This window comes from Flavobacterium sp. GP15, assembly GCF_014281985.1.
Taxonomy (GTDB): domain Bacteria; phylum Bacteroidota; class Bacteroidia; order Flavobacteriales; family Flavobacteriaceae; genus Flavobacterium; species Flavobacterium pygoscelis.
In genome coordinates this window covers 72,892-87,010 of the sequence record NZ_JACFTC010000001.1, presented here as the reverse complement: position 1 = coordinate 87,010, position 14,119 = coordinate 72,892, and the positions used below count along the sequence as shown (strand labels likewise).

The 14,119-nt window shown below is 32.1% G+C and carries 14 protein-coding genes; 9 read left to right on the top strand and 5 right to left on the bottom strand.

Annotated features, from left to right (window positions below):
* Positions 1 to 60 precede the first annotated feature (60 nt).
* Positions 61 to 2,052 (top strand): DNA primase, encoded by a 1,992-nt coding sequence (gene dnaG / locus H2650_RS00410; protein WP_188048787.1) that lies wholly within the window; start codon positions 61 to 63, stop codon positions 2,050 to 2,052.
* A gap of 118 nt (positions 2,053 to 2,170) precedes the next feature.
* Here dnaG and H2650_RS00405 read toward each other — a convergent pair whose 3' ends face one another.
* A complete protein-coding gene (locus H2650_RS00405) occupies positions 2,171 to 2,800 on the bottom strand; it encodes a response regulator transcription factor (protein ID WP_188048786.1) in 630 nt (209 codons plus the stop codon).
* 94 nt (positions 2,801 to 2,894) lie between these two features.
* On the bottom strand, positions 2,895 to 3,695 hold the full coding sequence (nadE, locus tag H2650_RS00400; RefSeq protein ID WP_188048785.1) for an NAD(+) synthase: 801 nt from the start codon (positions 3,693 to 3,695) through the stop codon (positions 2,895 to 2,897).
* 101 nt (positions 3,696 to 3,796) lie between these two features.
* Here nadE and gldB point away from each other — a divergent pair, with 101 nt between their 5' ends.
* A complete protein-coding gene (gene gldB, locus H2650_RS00395; protein WP_188048784.1) occupies positions 3,797 to 4,753 on the top strand; it encodes a gliding motility lipoprotein GldB in 957 nt (318 codons plus the stop codon).
* On the top strand, positions 4,753 to 5,088 hold the full coding sequence (gene gldC, locus H2650_RS00390; RefSeq protein ID WP_188048783.1) for a gliding motility protein GldC: 336 nt from the start codon (positions 4,753 to 4,755) through the stop codon (positions 5,086 to 5,088). The genes gldB and gldC overlap by 1 nt, the downstream gene beginning before the upstream one ends.
* A 131-nt stretch (positions 5,089 to 5,219) precedes the next feature.
* Here gldC and H2650_RS00385 read toward each other — a convergent pair whose 3' ends face one another.
* Genes H2650_RS00385 through H2650_RS00375 form a run of 3 tightly spaced genes read right to left on the bottom strand, consistent with a single transcriptional unit; the run spans position 5,220 to position 7,320 of the window.
* Positions 5,220 to 5,864, bottom strand: coding sequence for a hypothetical protein (locus H2650_RS00385; RefSeq protein ID WP_188048782.1), 645 nt, complete (start codon positions 5,862 to 5,864; stop codon positions 5,220 to 5,222).
* A 30-nt stretch (positions 5,865 to 5,894) separates the two neighbouring features.
* Positions 5,895 to 6,515, bottom strand: a complete 621-nt coding sequence (gene yihA / locus H2650_RS00380; protein ID WP_188048781.1) for a ribosome biogenesis GTP-binding protein YihA/YsxC — start codon at positions 6,513 to 6,515, stop codon at positions 5,895 to 5,897.
* 34 nt (positions 6,516 to 6,549) lie between these two features.
* On the bottom strand, positions 6,550 to 7,320 hold the full coding sequence (locus tag H2650_RS00375) for an alpha/beta fold hydrolase (protein WP_188048780.1): 771 nt from the start codon (positions 7,318 to 7,320) through the stop codon (positions 6,550 to 6,552).
* Between the two features lie 378 nt (positions 7,321 to 7,698).
* Between H2650_RS00375 and mraZ the strand changes: the two genes are divergently transcribed.
* From mraZ to mraY, 6 genes are read left to right on the top strand one after another with little or no spacing between them, the layout of a single operon-like run.
* Positions 7,699 to 8,172 carry a division/cell wall cluster transcriptional repressor MraZ gene (mraZ, locus tag H2650_RS00370; RefSeq protein ID WP_188048779.1) on the top strand — a complete coding sequence of 158 codons (474 nt, stop codon included), beginning with the start codon at positions 7,699 to 7,701 and terminating at the stop codon, positions 8,170 to 8,172.
* Positions 8,147 to 9,055 carry a 16S rRNA (cytosine(1402)-N(4))-methyltransferase RsmH gene (gene rsmH / locus H2650_RS00365; RefSeq protein WP_188048778.1) on the top strand — a complete coding sequence of 303 codons (909 nt, stop codon included), beginning with the start codon at positions 8,147 to 8,149 and terminating at the stop codon, positions 9,053 to 9,055. Before mraZ ends, rsmH begins: the two co-directional genes overlap by 26 nt.
* Before the next feature lie 11 nt (positions 9,056 to 9,066).
* Complete coding sequence (locus H2650_RS00360; protein WP_188048777.1) at positions 9,067 to 9,414, top strand: FtsL-like putative cell division protein; 348 nt, start codon at positions 9,067 to 9,069, stop codon at positions 9,412 to 9,414.
* Entirely contained in the window at positions 9,405 to 11,408 is a 2,004-nt protein-coding gene (locus tag H2650_RS00355) for a penicillin-binding protein (RefSeq protein ID WP_188048776.1), read from the top strand. The genes H2650_RS00360 and H2650_RS00355 overlap by 10 nt, the downstream gene beginning before the upstream one ends.
* Positions 11,405 to 12,868, top strand: coding sequence for a UDP-N-acetylmuramoyl-L-alanyl-D-glutamate--2,6-diaminopimelate ligase (locus H2650_RS00350; protein WP_188048775.1), 1,464 nt, complete (start codon positions 11,405 to 11,407; stop codon positions 12,866 to 12,868). Before H2650_RS00355 ends, H2650_RS00350 begins: the two co-directional genes overlap by 4 nt.
* A 21-nt stretch (positions 12,869 to 12,889) precedes the next feature.
* Positions 12,890 to 14,119, top strand: coding sequence for a phospho-N-acetylmuramoyl-pentapeptide-transferase (gene mraY, locus H2650_RS00345; protein WP_188048774.1), 1,230 nt, complete (start codon positions 12,890 to 12,892; stop codon positions 14,117 to 14,119).

The window sequence follows — 14,119 nt, the reverse complement described above, 5'->3', positions numbered from 1 at the left end:
TTTGAGGTTTGATTTGCGTATTTTTGCAATCTTAAAATAATTTTAATTTCCCAATATATTTTGATTTCAAAAGCGACCATTGATACTGTTTTCGAAACTGCTCGAGTAGAGGAGGTAATAGGTGATTTTGTAAATTTAAAACGAGCAGGAAGTAATTTCAAGGGATTGAGTCCTTTTTCTGAGGAGCGTTCTCCTTCGTTTATGGTTTCTCCAGCTAAAGGAATTTGGAAAGATTTTAGTTCTGGAAAAGGTGGCAACTCGGTTGCGTTCTTGATGGAACACGAACAATTTACGTATCCAGAGGCCATTCGGTATTTAGCCAAAAAATACAATATTGAAATCGAAGAAACAGAGCAAACTGATGAAGAAAAAGCAAATACCGATATTAGAGAAAGTATGTATCTAGTTTCAGAATTTGCTAAAACCTATTTTCACAATACGCTTTTAAATTCAGAAGAAGGAAAAGCGATAGGTTATTCTTATTTTAAAGAAAGAGGATTTACAAATGACACTATTGAAAAATTTGGATTAGGTTATTCTCCTGAAGCCTGGGATGCTTTTACTAAGGAAGCGCTAGGAAAAGGGTATAAATTAGAATTTTTGGAAAGTACCGGTTTAACAATTCCTAAAGACGATCGTCCATTTGATCGCTTCAAAGGGCGTGTTATGTTTCCTATTCAAAGTATGTCAGGAAGAGTGCTGGGTTTTGGAGGTAGGATTTTGACCAACGATAAAAAAGCAGCAAAATATTTAAATTCGCCTGAAAGTGATATTTACCATAAAAGTAAAGTCCTTTACGGAATTTTTCAAGCCAAACAATCTATTGCTAAACTAAATAATTGTTATTTAGTTGAAGGTTATACAGATGTGATTCAGTTTAATCAAGCAGGAATAGAAAACGTTGTTGCTTCATCTGGCACAGCATTGACGCCAGATCAAATCAGATTGATCAATAGGTTGACTAAGAATGTAACGATGCTTTTTGATGGCGATGCAGCAGGACTTCGTGCTTCTATTCGTGGAATCGATTTGATACTAGAGGAAGGGATGAACGTAAAAGTATGTACTTTTCCTGACGGTGAAGATCCAGATAGTTTTGCCAAAAAGACTTCTCATGATGATTTAGTTTTATATCTAGAAAATAATGCTAAAGATTTTATTCAATTTAAGGCGTCACTTTTGATGAATGAAGCCAAGAACGATCCAATCAAAAAAGCAGATTTGATTCGAGATATGGTTACTAGTATTTCAAAAATTCCAGATCGTATTCAAAGAGAAATTTACATTCAGGAATGTTCTAGGATTATGGATATTTCAGAGCAAGTGTTGCAAAGTACCTTAGCACAATTAGTTCAAAAAGAAGTTACAGATGTTGGTAAAAAACAAAAACAAGCAGAAGATTCAGGACAAAAAGCATTTGAAGTTGTTAAGAATCAAAATCTCGTTGATATAGAAAAAGTTGATACTTTGGGTATTGTAGAATGTGAAATTATAAATATACTTTTATCATACGGAAATGTTTCTGAAAAATTTGAAGGGGTTTTGATTGCAACTAATCCTGAAGGCGAAGTTGAGGAGGTAGTTGTAATGAAAGATAGAAAGGTTTATGAAGAAATATATTTAAGTCTACAGGAGGATGAAATAGAATTTGCAACTGGTTTGTTTAAAGAAATATATAATGATTTAATAAGTGTTTATTTGCAAAATGATAATTTTAATTTAGAGAGATATATAATGCATTTGAAACCGGAATTTGCTCAAATAATTACAGATATTGTGATGAATAATGAGAAATATGTATTGCATGATTGGGAAGGACAAAATATTTTTCCGAAAACTAAATTAGAACAGTTGAATCAAAATGTTACGGATAACTTATTTACATTAAGGTGGTATTTGATAAGTCAATTTATAGAAAATGCTAAGAATTCTATTTCTAGAGAATTTGGAGTAGATAATACTGAGGTAATAACTGAAATAATTGATTATAAAAAACTTGAAACAAAATTCTCTTATAAGACTGGTAGAGTAGTTGTACAATATAAACATTAAAAAACTCTGTGCTATCTGAATCAAATTCGGATAATACAGAGTCTTTATCAATGATAATGGATTACAATACATTAATCCATTCTTTTTCTAAAAAACTGGGAAGAGTAATGTCTCGATACTAAACTATTTCTAGTTTTTTTGCTTTATCCACTAAGTCTACTAGGTTGGTAACATTTAACTTAGTTAATAAACGCAATTTGTATGTACTAATCGTTTTTTCGTTAAGATTTAAAATTTCAGCAATTTCATGGTTCTTTTTACCTCCACTTAAATAACGTAAAACTTCAACTTCACGATTAGATAACTTGCGATACAAACGTTCACTTTTAGTTTGTTTAGCAATCAATGCTAAATTTTTCTTTACTGTCTCATTCATTATTATCTTGCCTTGGTAGACTTTGATAATAGAGATACCTAAAGTTTCTAATTTTTCAGATTTGTGTACAAAACCAGATACTCCGGCTTTTATGGCATTTGGTGCATAAATCTGTTCAGAAAGACCACTATAGATAATGATTTTTGTTTTTGGAAAATTTTTCAAAAGTGCTTTGACCTCAAAAATGCTGGAAAGACCTTCTAGTTCCAAATCTATTACTAAGACATCAATGTCTTTTGTTTGAAGTATATCCCGCACCATTAAGAAATTGCCAACATTGGCAACTATCGAAATGTCTGCATTATCTTTAAAGTAAGATTTTACTCCAAAATGCACAACAGGATAGTTATCGGCTATACATACTTTAATCATAATTTTAAGTTTTTAGAATTGTTTGTAATTGGATTCGTAAAATTAATAAATAATTTCTGTAATTAATTGCAAATCAATAGAAAATATGATTTCTTTAATATTTATTGATTCTACAAAAGGGAATTGGGATCATTTTGTGTTGATTTATACGATTTAATCGCTTGTATATTTCAAAAACAATACGTTCTCTTCCTGTAAAATCTGTTGCGCTTTTTTTAGATTCATCTTGTAACATTGCCCATTCTAACTCATCATAACTAGCGCCAAGTTGATCTTCATCTGTTCTATCATCACCAAACAATCCATCAGTTGGTGAGGCGTCTAAAATTGATTTAGTTATTTTTAAATAATGACCCAATAAAAAAACTTCCGATTTCATTAAATCAGCTATTGGACTTAGATCTACTCCACCGTCACCATATTTTGTGTAAAAACCAACTCCAAAATCTTCAACTTTATTTCCTGTTCCTGCCACCAATAGTCCATGAATTCCAGCAAAATAATATAAAGTGGTCATTCTTAATCTTGCTCTAGTATTTGCTAATGCTAAATTTAATTTGGCAACATCTTCATTTTCTGGGACAACGGTTTTAAAAGTTTCAAAAGTATCCGTTAGATTCGCTTCAATACTACTTACATTTGGGAAACGTAACTTTAATTGTTCAATATGTTCTTTTCCGCGAGTTACATGACTTTGTGCTTGATGAATTGGCATTTCAACACATAAAACTTTTAATCCTGTTTGAGCACATAAGGTTGAGGTTACGGCTGAATCTACTCCGCCAGAAATACCGATCACAAACCCGTTTACCTTTGCATTTTCGGCATAAGTTTTTAACCACTTAACAATTTGATCGTTTATTTTTTCAACTTGAATGGTGCTTTTTTTAGTCATAATAATTTACATTTTAAGAAGCAGGAATGTATATTTGCAAAATGAATTACTCATTCTTTTGTTTCCTAATTTTTCTTTAGAAACAAATTTAATTAATAAATATGAAAAAATATCTGTTGCTTGTAGTCTTTTGTCTCTTTATTTTATCTTGTAATAAGAAAAATAAATTTGAAACTGCCATAGCGGTAATTCCTTTAGAAGTAAAAGTGGAGCGTTTTGATCAATTATTTTTTGAAACGAAGCCTCAAGATTTAGATAAGGTCAAAAAACAATTTCCGTTTTTTTTTCCTGCAGGAAATGACAACAGTGTTTGGATTAACAAAATGCAGGATCCAATTTGGAAAGAAGTGTACACTGAGGTTCAGAAAAAGTATGCTAATTTTGAACCTGAAAAGGAAGAATTAGAAACTCTTTTTAAACACATTAAATATTATTTTCCAGAAACAAAAACACCAAAAGTGATTACTGTTATCGCAGAAATGGACTATAATAATAAGGCTATTTATGCAGATAGTTTAGTCATCATCTCCTTAGAATTATATCTGGGAAAAGAGCACAAATTTTATCAATTCCCAAATTATTTAAAGCAAAATTTTGTAGAAAAACAAATCGCTCCTGACCTAGTGGCTAGTTTTTCGACACGTAAAATTCCACCAGTCCTTGATAAAGATCTTTTAACACAGATGATATACAATGGCAAACAATTATATCTAAAAGATTTATTATTGCCTGAGTATTCAGATGCAGAAAAAATGGGTTACACGCCAGAACAAATTACTTGGTGTGAGGAAAATGAAAATTATATGTGGCGCTATTTTATAGAAAGAGAAATGCTTTATAATAATGATCAAAAATTAATTTCCCGATTTATAAACCCAGCTCCTTTCTCTAAATTTTATCTTGAGATTGACAATGATTCTCCGGGAAGAGTCGGAGCATGGATCGGTTGGCAAATAGTACGATCTTTTGCGAAAAATAATGATATGCCTATTTCCGAATTATTAAAAATGAATGCAAAAGAGTTGTTCGAAAAATCTAAATACAAACCCAAAAAATAATGTCAAATAAAAATACATCCGAAATTAAGTTTTTAGTCGAATTAGATGAAAACCGTGTTCCAGAAAAATTAATGTGGTCTGCTCAAGATGGAGGTGTGGAGGCGCAAGAGGCTAAAGCGATTATGCTTTCTATTTGGGATAGCAAAGCAAAGGAAAGTATGCGAATTGATCTGTGGACGAAAGATATGCCTGTTGATGAAATGAAAATTTTCTTTCACCAAACTTTAGTAGCAATGTCAGAAACTTTTAAACGTGCTACAGATGACGAAAAAATGTCAGATACCATGAAAGATTTTTGCGATTATTTTGCAGAGAAATTAGAGTTGGGTAAATAGTTAATCTTTTATCACAAACTATTCTGTATGAAGTATAGCTTCAAAATTTAAACAAAAAAAAACTGCAATTTGATTCGTTTCAATTGCAGTTTTTTTTGTTGAATTAATGGTTTTTTAGACTGAAAGAATTTTTAATTTTGTATAGATTTTTTTTGCAAATCTTTTAGGATCTTCTTCAAGCTTCCTGTCATTAGCGTACTTGAGCTTCTGTGAAAAGAAATGTTATCGATTAATTTATTTGATTTTTGAGTTTCCCATACTGACTTTTCTTTTTTAGCGGATTCCTTTCCAATTGCCCTTTGAGAATAGATTATTTCTTGTGAATTCAAGTCATATATTTCTAGTGTTACCTCGCTTTGGTTTGCTCCAGTTGAGTATTCGTCTTCGTATAGTCCAATTATTCCTATTTCGTCTTTGTTTTTTTTAGAAGAAATATTGATGAAATAGTCAAAACCTGTTCCGATTTTTAGCTCTTGAAGTTTTTGTTTACTTGGGTTTAATGGGATTTTATAAGGTATCAATAAATTGCTCACGTCCTCTCTGTAAAAATAGCGATCTTTTAAATTATCTTTAAAAAAGGTGGCGGCCTCATTAGTAAGCCTTTCAGAATTGTAGCCTGGACTATCTAATTGATTAAGCAACCATTTTCCATTTGTAAAATCAACGCCTGTTTTATAATCTATATTAGTTAAGACGTAAGTATTGCTTTTGCATGAAGCAAAAAGCAATAAAACAATGGCTAAAATAGGAATTGAGATAATTTTTTTTCTTGTCATGTCTATTTTTCCAAGTCTATTTAGAGCATTTTAAAACTGATTGTTGTTTTTAAATACTTCTTGGTTTACTTCGTCTATGTAGCCTAATAATTCTTCTTTTCCTGTTGATTCTGTTGCTGAGGTTACAAAATAATGAGGCATTTCGGCCCAGTTATTAGCAAACATTTTTTTCTTGTAAGCGGCAATATGTGAATCTATTTTTACTTTACTAATTTTATCTGCTTTGGTAAAAATAATACAGAAGGGAATTTCACTTTCTCCCATGTACGACATAAATTCGATATCTATAGTTTGCGCTTCGTGGCGAATATCAATCAAAACAAATGCACATACTAATTGTTCTCTTGTTTCAAAGTAGTCTGTTATAAATTCCTGAAAAATAGATTTTGTTTTCTTAGACACTTTTGCATAACCATAACCTGGTAAATCGACAAGATACCAATTGCTGTTAATCAAAAAGTGATTGATCAATTGTGTTTTTCCAGGTCTTCCAGATGTTTTTGCTAATTTCTTATGATTTGTTATCATGTTTATCAAAGAGGATTTCCCTACATTTGATCTACCAATAAAAGCATATTCCGGCAAAAAATCTTTAGGACATTTGCTTACTTCGGAGTTACTAATAACAAATTCTGCGGTATTAATTTTCATTTTTATGTTGTGTAAAAATTCTCTTGGTATAAAATTATACTGGTAAATGTGTATTGGTTAACCACTCTTCCAGTAAATTGTTAAATTCATCTGGATGTTCCATCATAGCAGCATGTCCGCATTTGTCAATCCAATATAAAGTAGAATTTGGTAATAATTTATTAAATTCTTCTGCAACATCAGGAGGTGTAACTTTATCGTTTTTTCCCCAGATGATACAAGTCTGAACATGCATTTTTGGCAAATCTTTAGCCATATTATGACGAATTGCACTTTTAGCAATTGTTAATGTTTTTATCAGTTTTATTCTATCATTCACAGATTCATAAACCTCATCTATAAGTTCTTTTGTGGCTACCGCAGGATCATAAAAAACATCTTCTGCTTTTTTCTTGATGTATTCGTAATCCCCTCTTTTAGGATAACTATCTCCCATTGCACTTTCGTAAAGTCCCGAACTTCCTGTAATTACAAGACCTGCTACTTTTTCAGGATACATTTTAGTGTGGTACAAAGCTATGTGTCCGCCCAATGAATTACCTAATAATATAACGCGTTCTAAACCTTTAAATGTGATGAAATCTTTTACATATTTTGCAAAACTTTTTACATTAGTTTTTAAAATATTTTGAGTGTATATGGGTAGGTCTGGAATGATGATTTTGTAGCCTTTTGTAGAAAAGTAACTAGCAACAGCATCAAAATTACTGAGTCCTCCCATTAGTCCGTGAAGTATAACGATTGGGATTCCTTCTCCAGCTTCATAATAGCTGTATCTACCTTCTTTTTTATAGTTTTTTTCCATTTTGTTTGAAACCGAATTTTCAATTTTGACAAATATATGATTTAATAAATAAAAATTAATTCTTACAACAATTTTTAATTGTAAAATTATTCTGTTCAAACATTAAAACCCTCTTTTTTGTTGGATTATTCTTCTCTATTTATGTCTTTTTCTGATTTATCTGAACCATTTTAATAGGCTGTTTAGACATCTTCAAAATGTTGTTTTTTATAACATTATGTTTCTTACAAATAAAGTAAATAATTGTTAAAGCTCTGATTGCTTATAAATTAGGCTTTTCGGGAGTAAAGTGGTTAAACTTATTAACAAAGTGGTATATAGTGGTAAAATGTGGTAATTTTTTTTATATTTTTGCTCTACATCATTTAATACTATTCTTTGGATACAATTATTGGGACATATGAATGTAAAGTCGATGCTAAAGGAAGATTGCTCATGCCAGCGCCTTTGAAAAAGCAATTGGCTTCCTCACTTCAAAACGGATTCGTTTTGAAGCGTTCTGTGTTTCAGCCTTGCCTAGAGTTATATCCTATGCAGGAATGGGATTTAATGATGCAAAAAATAAATAAACTCAATCGTTTTGTAAAGAAGAATAATGATTTTATTCGTCGCTTTACTGCAGGGGTTAAGGTGGTTGAGATTGATGCTTTAGGAAGGTTATTAGTTCCTAAGGATTTGGTTTCTTTTGCAAGTATAGCAAAAGAAGTAGTGTTTTCTTCGGCAGTGAATATTGTAGAAATCTGGGATAAAGATTTATATGAGAAATCAATAAGTGGTGAGGATTTAGATTTTGCAGATTTAGCAGAAGAAGTAATGGGTAATATAAATGACGACGACAATGGAATATCATAATCCGGTTTTGCTTCATGCAACAGTAGATGGTTTAAACATTAAACCTGATGGTGTTTATGTTGATGTGACTTTTGGTGGAGGTGGTCATTCAAAAGAAATTTTGTCTAGACTGGGTCCAAAAGGAAAACTTTTTGCTTTTGATCAAGATGAGGATGCTTTGGCAAATGCATTGCCAGACGAAAGATTTACACTGATTAATGAGAATTTTAGATTTATAAAACGTTTCATGCGCTTTTACGGAATTAAAAGTGTAGACGGAATTTTAGCAGATTTAGGAGTTTCTTCTCATCAATTTGATGTGCCAGAAAGAGGTTTTTCTACACGATTTGATGCTGGATTGGATATGCGAATGAGTCAAAAAAATGATTTAAATGCTTATAAAGTGGTTAATGAGTATGATGAGGCTAATTTAAAGAGAGTCTTTTTGGATTATGGTGAATTAAAAAATGCTCCGCTTTTGTCTAGAACAATAATTGAGTCTAGAGAAAATAGTCCTATTAAAACTACAGATCAGTTAAAAGAAGTGTTAGCGCGATTTTTACCGGAAAGAATTCGAAATAAAATATTAGCTCAGATTTATCAAGCTATCCGAATTGAAGTAAATCAAGAGATGGATGTTTTGAAAGAATTTTTAGAGCAATCACTAGAGATTTTAAGTCCTGAAGGCAGATTAAGTGTAATATCATATCACTCTTTAGAAGACAGATTAGTCAAGCGTTTTATGAAAAACGGTCTGTTTGAAGGAGAACCTGAACGTGATTTTTTTGGTAATTTTTCGGTTCCATTCAAAACCATCGGTAAACTAATTGTTCCGGATAATCAAGAGATAAAAGAAAACAATAGGGCTAGAAGTGCCAAATTAAGAATAGCAGAAAAGAGATAATTTATTAAAAGATGAAAAACGGAGTATACGGTTTGTTAAAGGCAAAATTCCTTAATAATGAGGATGCGGTCAAGAACTGGCGTTTTATTGTTTTTATAATTTTATTAGCTATTCTAATGATTGCTAACACTCAGAGATTTGAACAAAAGGTGTTTAAAATTGTCGAGTTAACTAATAAAGCTAAAGAGCTGCGCTCTGAGTTTGTTGACAGGCGTTCTGAGTTGATGAAACTGAAAATGGAGTCTACTGTTTCTGAAAAAATGATTGAGAAAGGAATTTTCCCATCAACAGTTCCTCCAGTAAAAATAAAAGTAATAAAAGAAGAAGATAAAACCTTTTTAGGAAAATTATGGCAGTAGAAGATAAGCACATATCTTATAGAATATACATGGTAGCTTTTGGCATTTTTGTCATGGCTATTGCTATTGCCGTTAAATTAACTAATATTCAGTGGGTTGAAGGGGATTATTATAGAAAGTTGGCTAAAGAAAGAACCGTTAGGAATTTTGTAATTCCAGCCAATAAAGGAAATATTTATTCTGCTGATGGCAGTCTTTTGGCTACTTCAATTCCAAATTATGAAATACATTTTGATGCTTTGGCTCCAAAGCCAGAATCATTTGAGAAAAATGTTAGAGCATTGTCAGATTCGTTAGCAACAGTTTTAGGTAAATCATCGGGTTTTTATGAGAATGAACTTCGAAAAGCTAGAGCGAACAAAAACAGATATTATTTGATTGCTCGTAAATTGAGTTATACACAATACTTTAAAATTAAAGGTTTTCCATTATTTAATTTGGGTGCCTATAAAGGAGGGATTATAATCGAGCAAGAAACGGTAAGAGAACATCCAATAGGTAAAATTGCTGAACGAACGGTAGGTTATGAGCGCACTTCAAAAGGCGAATCGTATGATGGTAAAGGAATAGAGTGGGCGTTTAGAGATTATCTTAATGGTAAAGACGGTAAAATTTTAAAACAAAAGATTGCCAAAGGGCAATGGAAGCCAATAAGAGATTTGAATGAAGTTGATCCTCAAGACGGGTATGATGTTATCTCAACTATAGATGTTTACATACAGGATATTGCGCATCATGCTTTACTAAAACAGTTAGAAATATATGAAGCAGATCATGGTTGTGTAGTGGTTATGGAAACAAAAACGGGTCATGTAAAAGCAATTTCAAATTTAGGAAGAGGCACTGATGGTTCATATTTCGAAACAACGAATTATGCAGTAGCCGAATCACATGAGCCTGGATCTACGTATAAACTTGCCGATTTGATGGCACTTCTTGAAGATAAAAAAGCAGATACTAGTAGTGTTTATGATAGTAAAGGTGGGGTTATCGTTTATTCTGGCAAAAAAGTACGCGATTCGCATATTGGGGGTTACGGTAAGATTTCATTAGCAAGAGGGTTTGAACTTTCGTCTAATACGATTATGGTTCAAGCGGTGTATGAGAATTATAAAAATGAACCTTCAAAATTTGTAAATCATCTTAATAATTTTGGATTAAACAAACCATTAGGACTTTCAATAAAAGGCGAAGGAAGACCTTATATACCACAACCTAAAGACAAACATTGGTCTAATATTTCGCTGCCTTGGATGGCTTTTGGTTATGGCGTCTCAATTACACCTATGCAAACATTAGCTTTTTATAATGCTGTTGCAAATAATGGGGAAATGGTGAAACCTCAGTTCGTTTCTGAAATTAAAGAATGGAATAGAACCATAAAAAAATACGATAAAGAAGTTTTAAATCCAAGAATTTGTTCGCAATCAACTATTTTAAAATTGCGCGCGGTTTTAGAGAATGTGGTTAAAAAAGGTACTGGATCTAAATTGTATTCTAAAGATTTTTCAATGGCAGGTAAAACGGGAACTGCGGCAGTAAATTATGGAATTAATGGAGGTGCAGACAAACATTATGCTTCTTCTTTTGTTGGCTATTTCCCTGCAGACAATCCTAAATATTCTTGTATTGTGGTGGTTCATAAACCAAATACAGTCAATAATAATTATTATGGTGCCGATGTTGCTGGACCCGTTTTTAAAAGAATTGCACAAAAAATATTTACGGATGCGCCTTCAACGAATGAAATTAAAAATTTAGACAGAAAAATTCCAAAACAAGAAAGTGATTACGATTCTTATTTTGTTAAATCTCACGTTAAGCAACAATTAGTGCCAAATCTAAAAGGAATGTCTGGTATGGATGCAGTAGCATTGTTGGGTAATTTAGGTTTGAAGGTACGGATTTTAGGAGTTGGAAAAGTAAAAAAACAATCGGTAGAAGCGGGACAAAATATTGTTAAGAACGCAACGATATTATTAGAATTATCATGAGTTTACTAAAAGATATATTGTACAAGGTAGCTATCGAGGCCGTAAAGGGTTCGACTGATGTTGCTATTCATAAATTAGATTTTGATTCTCGAAAAATTGGATCTAATGATATTTTTGTGGCAATAAGAGGTTCTGTTTCTGATGGGCACGATTTTATAGAAAAAGCAATTCAGCTAGGAGCAGTAGCCATAGTGTGCGACACTTTTCCTGAAAAAATTGAAAAAGAGGTTACTTATGTATTAGTGAAAGATACCAATACTGCTATGGCTTTTATGGCGGCCAATTTTTTTGGTGATCCATCTCAGCATTTAAAGTTAGTTGGAATTACGGGTACCAATGGTAAAACTACAATTGCATCCCTATTATTTCAGTTATTCCAAAAAGCAGGTTTTAAAGTAGGGTTGCTTTCTACGGTAAAAATTGTAGTTGACACTATTGAATATAAAGCCACTCATACTACACCAGATTCTATTGCCATAAACCATTATCTAAAAGAAATGGTAGATCAAGGTGTTGAATACTGTTTTATGGAGGTGAGTTCACATGGTATTCATCAAAAAAGAACAGAAGGGTTGCATTTTGTGGGAGGAATATTTACTAATTTATCGCATGATCACTTAGATTACCATCCTACGTTTGCAGAATATAGAGATGTTAAAAAATCATTTTTTGATCATTTGCCTAAAACTGCATTTGCATTGTCTAATATCGATGATAAAAATGGACAAATAGTGTTGCAAAATACAACAGCAAGAAAACGTTCTTACGCTCTGAAATCTTATGCCGATTATAAAGCTCAGATTCTTGAAAACCAACTTTCTGGTTTGTTATTAAAAATAAACGGAAATGAAGTTTGGGTAAAATTGATAGGTACTTTTAACGCCTATAACTTATTAGCGATTTATGGTGCAGCAGTTGAGTTAGGATTGGAAAGTCTTGAAGTACTTCGATTATTATCTGATTTAGAAAGCGTTTCTGGAAGATTTCAATTTATAGTATCAGCAACCAATATTACTGCAATTGTAGATTACGCGCATACTCCGGATGCATTAGATAATGTTTTGAAAACTATAAATGATATTCGAACTAAAAATGAACAACTAATTACAGTTGTGGGTTGTGGAGGGAATAGAGACAAAACGAAACGTCCGATAATGGCAGATATCGCAACTGCATTAAGTGACAAAGCGATACTTACTTCTGATAATCCCAGAGAGGAAGATCCTGAGGCTATTATTAATGAAATGGAGCAAGGTGTTGCACCTCAAAACTATAAAAAAGTTTTAAGTATTACAGATAGAAAACAAGCAATAAAAACAGCTTGTCAATTGGCTCAGCCTAACGATATAATTTTAATTGCTGGTAAGGGACATGAAACCTACCAAGAAGTAAAAGGCATTCGCCATCATTTTGACGATATGGAAACAATAAAGGAAATTTTAGAACAACTTAATAAATAATCAACTAACTCATAATCATATATGCTATATTATTTATTTGAATATCTAGACAAAACATTGGATATCTCTGGTACAGGAGTTTTTCAATACATTACTGTTAGATCAGCATTAGCATTTATGTTATCGTTGCTGTTGTCAACTATTTATGGAAAAAGAATTATTCAGTTTTTACAAAGGCAACAAGTTGGTGAAACTGTTCGTGAGTTAGGTTTAGCCGGACAAAATGAGAAAGCGGGAACGCCAACCATGGGTGGATTAATTATAATTTTTGCCACTCTTGTTCCGGTAATACTTTTTGCGAAATTACATAATATCTATATTGTTTTGTTGACGGTTACCACACTTTGGATGGGAACTATTGGCTTTATTGATGATTATATAAAAATCTTTAAAAAAGATAAAAAGGGATTAAAAGGAATTTTTAAAGTTGTTGGGCAAGTTGGTTTGGGTTTGATTGTGGGATCTGTACTTTATTTTAGTCCTGCAGTTACTGTAAGACAAGATACAGGTAAAATAAATATTTTTAGAGTTACCACAGAAAATGTAATTGTTCAAGCGCCCGTTGAAGAGAAATCTACAGTAACGACAATACCTTTCTTTAAAAATAATGAATTTGATTATGCTGAATTATTAGCTTGGACTGGTGATGGTTACCAAAAATGGGCTTGGCTGGTTTTTATTCCTGTGGTTATTTTTATTATAACAGCAGTTTCTAATGGTGCAAATCTTACAGATGGAATTGATGGACTTGCTGCCGGAACTTCAGCAGTTTCTGTTCTCGCGTTGGGCATATTTACTTTTGTTTCTGGAAATATCATTTTTTCAAACTATCTCAATATTATGTATATCCCCAATTCAGGTGAAATGACCGTTTTTATAGCGGCATTTGTTGGGGCACTTATCGGATTTCTATGGTACAATTCTTATCCAGCTTCCGTTTTTATGGGTGATACAGGAAGTTTAACTATTGGTGGAATTATTGCTGTTTTGGCAATAGCGGTGCGTAAAGAAATGCTAATTCCATTATTGTGTGGAATTTTCCTTGTCGAAAATTTATCTGTAGTCCTACAAGTAAGTTATTTTAAATATACAAAGAAACGCTTTGGCGAAGGCCGAAGAATATTTTTAATGTCTCCCTTGCATCACCATTATCAGAAAAAAGGATATCACGAAAGTAAAATTGTAACTCGATTCTGGATTGTTGCCATCATGTTAGCCATATTATCCATTATTACTTTAAAATTAAGATAG

What these genes read in the sequence shown, in the direction of transcription:
- H2650_RS00360 (WP_188048777.1), top strand. Translation starts at nt 9,067, where the DNA reads ATGAAAAACGGAGTATACGGTTTGTTAAAGGCAAAATTCCTTAATAAT.
- yihA (WP_188048781.1), bottom strand. Translation starts at nt 6,515, where the DNA reads ATGAAAATTAATACCGCAGAATTTGTTATTAGTAACTCCGAAGTAAGC.
- mraY (WP_188048774.1), top strand. Translation starts at nt 12,890, where the DNA reads ATGCTATATTATTTATTTGAATATCTAGACAAAACATTGGATATCTCT.
- H2650_RS00350 (WP_188048775.1), top strand. Translation starts at nt 11,405, where the DNA reads ATGAGTTTACTAAAAGATATATTGTACAAGGTAGCTATCGAGGCCGTA.
- gldC (WP_188048783.1), top strand. Translation starts at nt 4,753, where the DNA reads ATGTCAAATAAAAATACATCCGAAATTAAGTTTTTAGTCGAATTAGAT.
- H2650_RS00375 (WP_188048780.1), bottom strand. Translation starts at nt 7,320, where the DNA reads ATGGAAAAAAACTATAAAAAAGAAGGTAGATACAGCTATTATGAAGCT.
- H2650_RS00385 (WP_188048782.1), bottom strand. Translation starts at nt 5,864, where the DNA reads ATGACAAGAAAAAAAATTATCTCAATTCCTATTTTAGCCATTGTTTTA.
- H2650_RS00355 (WP_188048776.1), top strand. Translation starts at nt 9,405, where the DNA reads ATGGCAGTAGAAGATAAGCACATATCTTATAGAATATACATGGTAGCT.
- H2650_RS00405 (WP_188048786.1), bottom strand. Translation starts at nt 2,800, where the DNA reads ATGATTAAAGTATGTATAGCCGATAACTATCCTGTTGTGCATTTTGGA.
- nadE (WP_188048785.1), bottom strand. Translation starts at nt 3,695, where the DNA reads ATGACTAAAAAAAGCACCATTCAAGTTGAAAAAATAAACGATCAAATT.
- gldB (WP_188048784.1), top strand. Translation starts at nt 3,797, where the DNA reads ATGAAAAAATATCTGTTGCTTGTAGTCTTTTGTCTCTTTATTTTATCT.
- rsmH (WP_188048778.1), top strand. Translation starts at nt 8,147, where the DNA reads ATGACGACGACAATGGAATATCATAATCCGGTTTTGCTTCATGCAACA.